Below are 6000 nucleotides of genomic sequence, written 5' to 3'. Positions count from 1 at the left end.
GGGGGTGGGAGCGGTTCTTGATGCCGGCCGGCGGTGTCTGAACGGGTAGTCAGGCGGTCCTGCGTAGCCAGAGTGTGTGCGCGGTCCAGGCCGCCGCGGCGCCGGTCGCGTACCAGAAGAGGTCGGGCGGGTTGAACGTGCTGCCCAGCAGGGGACGCAGCACGGCCGGGATCGTCCAGAGCTGGGCGAACTCGATCAGCCAGCTCGCGCCTGCCGACGACACCGCCGCCACCCAGGGCCTCAACCGGGGACGGACCAGGATCACGAGCGTGTAGATCAGCACGGTGTAGAGGGCGTCGCCCGCGTATTTCGGCACGAGGCCGTCGAACAGCGCGCGCACCCCCAGTCCGGCGGCGACCGTCAGGGCGGCGGCGCAGAGAACGAGCAGGCGGGGCATGCGATCACGGTAGCGCCGCGGCTGTCCTCCCTTGGCTTTCCCCCACCGTCACATGGCGGAGGCGGCGAGTCGCCGCGCCGGCACCCGCACGGCGGGCTGGACACCGGCCACTTCGCCGGAGACCCAACGGGCTTCGCGCCGAGGCCGTCATCGAGTTCTTCGCCGACCCCCAGGCCGGAACCGGGTCTCGACGATCCGGAAGACGGGATGGCGATGGGCGATCCGGCGGAACCGTTCCAGTGGCGCCGTCGGCTGGAGACCCAGGTGAGGTCTCGCACCGGGCGCGATCGCGAGGTAACGACGCAGGATCTCGGCACGGTGCTCGGGTGGGATCTCCTCCAGCGTGACCGGGATCTCGCGCCCCCGGCGTAACAACACGGCCTGGCCGCCCGCCGCGCGGACGTTGCGCACCCAGTTCGCGTCCGGCCCGAGCATGGACACGAGGTATCCGGCGCCTTCGTGCTGGGCGATCGCGACGGGCACCGGAGTGGGTTTTCCGCTGCGCCGTCCCACCACCGTGAGAACGGCGCCCTGACGCGGTGCCGACCACCCGAACCGGTACAACACCGCGTCCAGCCGGTTCACCAGCCGCATGAACGTGTTGGGCCGGTCGCCCCGGTACGACCAGCGTTTGAACGCCGAGATCCCGCGCACGACGGCGAGTCCGGCGGACCGGGAACCGCGCCGCCGCGTACTCATGCCGGCCTTCTCCACAGCAGCACGACCGCCGCGAGACCGGCCACGCAGGGGAGGACCTGCAGCCAGCCCAGCAGCGGCGCCAGACCGACCTCGCCGTTGATGTCCTGGATGGTCAGGGCCGAGACCGCGACGCAGGCCGCGACGGCGAGCATGCCGGACGCCAGCCAGCGGGCCCAGCCCTTGCCGGCGCGGGTCGCCCACACGGTGCCGAGCCAGCCCAGCAGGCCCATCGCGCCGATGACGGACAGGATCACCGTGTAGGCGGTGACGGCGGCGTCGATCTCCGCCGGCCCGTAGGCCGGGTAACCCGCCTGGACGTGACCGGCGAGGCCGGCCCGGTAGACGAAGGCGGAGAGGGTGGCGATCAGCGTGAGTGCGGCGCCGCCGTACATCCAGGTGAGGGCTCCTCGTTTGTGGTGTCGCGTGGCCGGTGCGTTCATGTCCGTGTCCTTCCTTCATGATTCTTACGGCGTATGTTTGCTACGGCCCCACTATACTTATGACGTAAGAATCGGTGCTGTGAGAAGGGCCACCATGTCGTCGAAGAGCACCCGGATTCCCAAGCGCACCCGCGGCCAGAACGCCGGGCTGACCCGCCAGGCGATCCTTCAGGCGGCCCTGGACCTGGCCGACCGCGAAGGGCTCAAGGCGTTGTCCATGCGCCGCATCGCGCAGGAGCTCGGGGTCGAGGCGATGTCCCTCTACCAGCACGTGGGCGGCAAGGAGGCCCTGCTGGACGGCCTGGTCGAGCAGCTCTTCACGCAGGCGGCGCCGCCGCTGGCCGAGGCCTCCTCGTGGCAGGAGGGCCTGCGCGAATACGCCTGCACGCTGAGGCGCGTGCTGCTGGCGCACCCGGACGTCGTCCCGCTGGTGGCCGGCCGGCCCGCGATCACTCCGCGCAACCTGCGTCTCATGGAGGAGGCGCTGCGCATCCTGCGGGCGGCGGGGCTGCCGCCCGAGCGGGCCCTGGACATGTTGTACGCGGTGACCGGCTTCGTCGTCGGCCACGTCGTCATCCTGGCCGCCGGCGGGCGTGACCGGCACGCGCCGGCCGACCGGCTGCAGGCGATCCCCGACCCCGACCTGCGAGAGACTCCGCTCCTCGCCGAGGCCACCCGGGCCCAGCCGGACGGGGCGGGCGGGCGCGACGATTCGGACCCCCGTTTCGGCTTCGCGCTGGAGGCCATGTTGCGCGGCTTCGCCGCACCGTGACCTGCCCGGGAGCCCGACCCCGCGGCACCTTCCCTGCCCCCTTCGCGAACCCGGACGCGAACGCGGCGCTGAGCTGGACCCGACCCGGACCCGACCCGGACGAGACCCGGACGCGAACCCGGCGCTAACCCGAAACGCCCCCCGCCTCGCGATATAGGATCTTTCCTTTGGTATGTGCACGCCTGTCGGAAAGGTCTCCATGTCCCACCCCCTCAGCCGGCGGTCCGCACTGCTGGGCGCCGCGGGCGTGGCCGGCGTCGCTCTCTGGGACACACCAGCCGAGGCGACCGGGCGCGCCGCGTTCGACGTCGCGCGCGAGCGGTGGGTGAGCCTGCTGGCCGGCGGATCGTACGACCCCGCCTACGCCGACAAGACGCGGGCCGTCGAAGGCTCGGCCCACGCGGTGCTGCGCAAGATGAAGTTCGCCCCCGGCCGCCCGAGCCTCTGGCCCGACCTGCCGCTCGACGACCCCCGTACCGGCAACTTCAACCGCGCCTACAACCGCATGCGCACCCTGGCGCTCGGCTGGGCCACGCCGGGCACCGCCATGCACGGCAACCGGGAGGTCGCCGAGACCGCCGCCAGGGCGCTCGACTTCCTGTACGAGCACGCCTACAACGAGGACCTCGACCGGCGGGGCAGCAACTGGTTCTGGTGGGAGATCGGCGTGCCGCGCGCGCTGACCGACACCTGCGCCCTGCTGTACGACGGCCTGCCGGAGGACCGCCTCAAGCGCTGGCTGCGTCCGTTGCGCCGCTGGTGCCCGGACCCGGAGCGCCGCGTCAGTCACCCGGGCGTCGTGGAGACCGGCGCCAACCGGGCGGGCAAGGCCATGGCGGTGGCGATGCGCGGGCTGCTCACCCACGACGCGCGCCTCGTCAAGCGGGCCAAGGACGCGGTCTCCGACCTGCTGCGGACGACCAAGGGCCGCGGCGACGGCTTCTACCGTGACGGGTCGTTCATCCAGCACGACGTCTACCCCTACAACGGCAGCTACGGCGTGGACTACCTGGAGAGCGTCGCCAAGCTGATCGCCATGCTCGCGCAGTCGCCGTGGGAGATCCGCGGCATCGGCAACGTCTACGACATCGTGGACCGTTCGTTCGTGCCGTTCGTGTTCGACGGGCTGATGATGGACTGCGTACGCGGCCGGGCCGTCTCACGTCAGGGCCACCGCGACTACCACGCGGGGCAGGCGGTGGTGGAGGCCGTCCTCACTCTGCTGGAGGCGGCGCCCGAGAGCCACGCCCGGCGCTGGAAGCCGCTGGTGAAGGGCTGGCTCACCCGCAACCAGGCCATCCCGTACGACACGCTCGCGCCGCTGGCGAGCGTCGCGAAGGCCAACGCCCTGCTGGCGGACCCGTCGGTGCCGGTCGGGGCGCGTACGACGGGCACGTACGTCTTCGCCGACATGGACCGGGTCGTGCACCGCCGCCCCATGTGGGCGTTCGCGATCGCGATGAGCTCGGAGCGTATCGGCGCGGCCGAGGCGATGAACCGGGAGAACCTGCACGGCTGGTACACCGGCGACGGCATGACCTACCTCTACACCGGTGACCTCACGCACTGGAACGACGAGCTGTGGCCGACGATCGACCCGTACCGGCTGCCCGGCACGACGGTCGACCGCCGCAAACGCGCCGACCTCCGGCACGGCGAGCCCCGCCTGCCACCGACCCCCTGGGCGGGCGGGGTGGCGCTGGACGGCGAGTACGGTGCCGCGGCCATGAAGCTGGTCGCCGACGGCTCCTCACTGCGGGCCAAGAAAGCCTGGTTCCTGCTCGATGACGCGGTGATCGCGCTGGGCGCCGGGATCACCGCCTCCGACGGGCGCCGCGTCGAGACCGTCGTGGAGAACCGCAACACCCACGACCGGCATCCGCCGCTGTGCCGGGGCGGCGGCTGGCTCCACCTGTCCGGCGTGGCCGGCTACGCGCTGCTCGACGGCGCCGACGCGAAGGTGATCCGCGAGAAGCGCACCGGCCGCTGGCGCGACATCGACAAGGGCGCCACCACGGGAGGCGACAAGACCCGCGTCACCAGGCACTACACGACGATCGTCGTGGACCACGGCGTCGATCCGCGCAAGAAGCGTTACGCCTACGCCGTGCTGCCCGGCGCGACGGTCGCGCAGACCGCGGCCTACGCCGGGCAGGTCAAGATTCTCGCCAACTCGGGAGCCGCGCAGGCCATCTCCCGTGACGGCCTGCTCGCCGCCGTCTTCTGGCGCGCGGGGACCGTCGAGACCGCCGACGGGCCGCTGCGCGCCGACGGCCCGTGCACGCTGGTGGTCCGCCGCGACAAGGACCAGGTACGGCTGGCGGTCTCCGACCCGTCCAGGACCGCCGACGAGGTGAAGATCACGCTGCCCTGGGCGGTGAAGTCGCTGAAGGACGGCGACCGCGGCGTACGCAGGGCCAAGAAGGCGGTCAAGGTGGAGCTCGGGCGCAGCCGTGGGCACGCCAAGACCGCTGTGGTGCGCGTCTGAGGGCCCGGTCGCGCCCGCACTGCGTGGGGGTGCGCGTATGAAGGGCCGGTCGTGCCCAGAAGGCCGGTCGCGCCCGCACCGCGGTGCGGGCGCGACCGGGTCAGTCCGGGTACGGACCCCGCGCCGCGTGGGCGGCCGGTTCCGGCAGCCGCCAGTCCGCCGTCCACAGGCGTGCCCCCGAGCGACGGTCGAGGCGGCGCAGGAACGACACCACGCCCGCGGTGCCGGTGCTCCAGGTGCAGGCCGCCTTGTCGAGGTCGTTGCCGGGGAAGACCGGCTGCGCCGGCTCCCCGCCGGCCCGTACGAGCATCAGTTCGAGCGCGCGTGCTCCACACCGCCGGGACGATCGCGATCGTGGGGCTGTCCGGCAACGAGCTGCGGGCCAGCTACTTCGTCGGCTACTACCTCAAGCGGCACGGCTACCGGGTGATCCCGGTCAATCCCCGGGAGAAGGAGATTCTCGGGCGGACCAGCTACGCGAGCCTGCCGGAGGTGCCCGTGCCGGTGGACATCGTGAACGTCTTCCGCGCGCCGGACGCGCTGCCCGGCATCGCGCGTGACGCCGTGGCGATCGGCGCCGGCGCCCTGTGGTGCCAGTTCGGCGTGATCAACGAGGAAGGCGCCTGGATCGCCGAGGAGGGCGGCGTGACGGTGATCAAGGATCTCTGCATCAAGGTCGAGCACGCGCGCTACGTCGGCCGGATGCACTGGCTCGGCATCAACACACAGCGCATCACGTCCGTACGCTCCGGGCTCCAGTAGTGGTCCTGCGGTCGCGGGCGCCCTCGGCGCGCTAGCGGCACGCGATCGACGGGCTAGGGCTGTCGGTGAAGCTTGATCTTCGTGTGGTCTCCACCCGCGTGCGGCGGGCGGAGCCGGCCGACACCCCTACACCGTGAGGAATAAGTATGACGTCTGTGCTGGGAAGACTCAGCGACCGGCTGCTGGCGATGATCGTCCCGCAGGAAAGCGCCGCTGCGGTGGAGTGTTACTACATCTACAAGTGCATCTACCCCATCAGGCTCCGTGCCCACTGCTGTGACGGGAGCTGCACGAAGTACGAGATCATCAGCGAGAACGGCTGCTGATCTCCTGGCCGAGGTGAACCCTTCTCCGTGCCTGCCTGTCGCGCCATGGCCGCCCGGTTGATCCGGGGCCGCCCGGCGTGACGGGCAGGCATACTTGCGTCATACCCGGAACATAC

8 protein-coding genes are annotated in these 6000 nt (G+C 71.5%); 4 read left to right on the top strand and 4 right to left on the bottom strand.

Annotated features, from left to right (window positions below; translation table 11 throughout):
* Window positions 1–49: 49 nt before the first annotated feature.
* The 3 genes from E1295_RS34105 to E1295_RS49790 all read right to left on the bottom strand — a co-directional run bounded on the left by E1295_RS34105 (window position 50) and on the right by E1295_RS49790 (window position 1536).
* A complete protein-coding gene (locus E1295_RS34105; RefSeq protein WP_132636987.1) occupies window positions 50–397 on the bottom strand; it encodes a ribosomal maturation YjgA family protein in 348 nt (115 codons plus the stop codon).
* Between the two features lie 147 nt (window positions 398–544).
* On the bottom strand, window positions 545–1096 hold the full coding sequence (locus E1295_RS34100) for a nitroreductase family deazaflavin-dependent oxidoreductase (protein ID WP_132636985.1): 552 nt from the start codon (window positions 1094–1096) through the stop codon (window positions 545–547).
* Entirely contained in the window at window positions 1093–1536 is a 444-nt protein-coding gene (locus tag E1295_RS49790; protein WP_181958091.1) for a hypothetical protein, read from the bottom strand. The genes E1295_RS34100 and E1295_RS49790 overlap by 4 nt, the downstream gene beginning before the upstream one ends.
* 79 nt (window positions 1537–1615) lie before the next feature.
* Between E1295_RS49790 and E1295_RS34090 the strand changes: the two genes are divergently transcribed.
* Window positions 1616–2308, top strand: coding sequence for a TetR/AcrR family transcriptional regulator C-terminal domain-containing protein (locus E1295_RS34090; protein ID WP_246080685.1), 693 nt, complete (start codon window positions 1616–1618; stop codon window positions 2306–2308).
* Between the two features lie 199 nt (window positions 2309–2507).
* A complete protein-coding gene (locus E1295_RS34085; protein WP_132636983.1) occupies window positions 2508–4796 on the top strand; it encodes a polysaccharide lyase 8 family protein in 2289 nt (762 codons plus the stop codon).
* 100 nt (window positions 4797–4896) lie between these two features.
* Here the strand turns inward: E1295_RS34085 and E1295_RS34080 are convergent, their stop codons facing one another.
* Complete coding sequence (locus E1295_RS34080; RefSeq protein ID WP_132636981.1) at window positions 4897–5106, bottom strand: hypothetical protein; 210 nt, start codon at window positions 5104–5106, stop codon at window positions 4897–4899.
* Between the two features lie 14 nt (window positions 5107–5120).
* Between E1295_RS34080 and E1295_RS34075 the strand changes: the two genes are divergently transcribed.
* On the top strand, window positions 5121–5558 hold the full coding sequence (locus E1295_RS34075) for a CoA-binding protein (protein WP_132636979.1): 438 nt from the start codon (window positions 5121–5123) through the stop codon (window positions 5556–5558).
* A 146-nt stretch (window positions 5559–5704) separates the two neighbouring features.
* A complete protein-coding gene (locus tag E1295_RS34070; protein WP_132338190.1) occupies window positions 5705–5884 on the top strand; it encodes a hypothetical protein in 180 nt (59 codons plus the stop codon).
* Window positions 5885–6000 lie beyond the last annotated feature (116 nt).

The sequence above is a fragment of the Nonomuraea mesophila genome (assembly GCF_004352805.1).
GTDB classification, from domain to species: domain Bacteria; phylum Actinomycetota; class Actinomycetes; order Streptosporangiales; family Streptosporangiaceae; genus Nonomuraea; species Nonomuraea longispora.
This window is presented reverse-complemented; position numbering and strand designations above follow the sequence as displayed.